The sequence below is a fragment of the Ferroplasma sp. Type II genome (assembly GCF_000496155.1).
Window position 1 is genome coordinate 1 of sequence record NZ_KI542844.1, and the last position, 1,605, is coordinate 1,605.

The window sequence follows — 1,605 nt, forward strand, 5'->3', positions numbered from 1 at the left end:
TATATTCACTATTCCGGAAGGCACAAATAGATCAGGTCTGATAATATCCATTCCTGCAACCGCCAGTATATGTTCCTCAAACTGTGATACTGAGCTTCCAGTAAGCGTATGATGCCCGGTATTATGGACCCTGGGTGCATATTCATTAATTATTACCTTGCCGTCTTTAACATAATATTCGATTCCCATTACTCCTATGTATTTCAGGGATTCCATGAGCCTTTTAGCAATATCAATCATCTCTATGGTATTGCCTACTGGAGATATGTTGTATATGAGTATGCCATTCTGATTGTAATTAAATGACGGTTCAAAGTGGTAGAATTTCCCATTTTCATCCCTTACAGCTATAATTGAGGCTTCATATTCGTAATCAATGAATTTTTCTATCACATATGGCATATCCGGGTGTTTTTCAAATTTGGAATTAATGTCAATAAAATACTGATTTTTTCCGTCGTAACCGCCTCTACAGCTTTTTATTACTGCCTTTCCGAATTTCTTGGCCTTCTCAAATGCATCACTGTAGGTTTCCGCGTATTCGTAATCAGCTATGGGAAATCCATGGTCACTGAGATATTTTTTTTCAAGGGATCTATCCTGTTTCAGTTCGACTGCTTTGATGGATGGTCTTAATTTTCCATTCTGGCTGGCATATTCCAGTATGTTCCTGTCTATGTGTTCAAATTCGTATGTAACAAAATCGCATGAGTCAACAAACTCCCTGTACTGTGAAACATCAAAAAATTTGTCTGCTATAGAAGCGGAAGGGCCTTTATTGTCATCTATAACATAGAATTCAATAGGGTACCTCCTCATTGTGTTTATCATCATATATCCTAACTGCCCTGATCCTATTATTCCTATTTTCATAATCTGTCACCCAGGACAACATCTCTCTGGTTATCCGAAAATGCCTGCATCATTTCCCTCAGCTTCGGATATTTTATTGAAAGAATTCGTACTGCCAGAAGTGCAGCATTTCTTGCACCATTAATAGATACAGTAGCCACAGGAACTCCGGGAGGCATCTGGACTATTGACAGCAACGAGTCGAGGCCATTTAATGCCTTTGACTGTACAGGAACTCCTATTACCGGCAGGGTAGTCATTGCAGCCACCATTCCCGGGAGATGTGCAGCCCCTCCAGCACCTGCTATAATCACCTCTATGTTGTTCTCTATGGCATCATGGGCATATTTCAGCATGAATTCAGGGGTCCTGTGGGCTGAGACTATCCTGTATTCTACCTCAACGCCAAAGTTTTTCAATTCATTTACTGCATCCTGCATAACCGGGAAATCAGATTTGCTTCCCATTATTACTGCTACTTTCATGAAACCTAATTAATATAATACTAATAAAAATTTAGTAACATTTCACAGAAATGCGGTTTTGTTTTCCAGAATATACTGGTCTATGGCCATTCTCCCGCTCTTCATGGCTTCCAGTATATCGTATTGCCTAATGTCGTACACCTTAAAATCATAGGAATCCATATCCCTGAATTCTATCCCCGCTTTTTCAGCTATTTTCTTATATCCATCAATTCTTGATCTTTCAAGGCTGTGAAGTGACCTGGTACTCATTATAACCCTATTCTTT

General features: G+C 39.3%; 2 protein-coding genes and 1 pseudogene. All 3 read right to left on the reverse strand.

The window, feature by feature from the left end:
- Positions 1–873: ATP-grasp domain-containing protein (locus AMDU4_RS13705; protein ID WP_021788522.1), on the reverse strand; the 873-nt coding region annotated here is incomplete at its 3' end.
- Positions 870–1,337 (reverse strand): 5-(carboxyamino)imidazole ribonucleotide mutase, encoded by a 468-nt coding sequence (gene purE, locus AMDU4_RS13710; RefSeq protein WP_021788523.1) that lies wholly within the window; start codon positions 1,335–1,337, stop codon positions 870–872. The genes purE and AMDU4_RS13705, both read right to left, overlap by 4 nt.
- A 42-nt stretch (positions 1,338–1,379) precedes the next feature.
- A pseudogene (locus AMDU4_RS13715) lies at positions 1,380–1,605 on the reverse strand (NADH:flavin oxidoreductase); the annotation flags it as partial.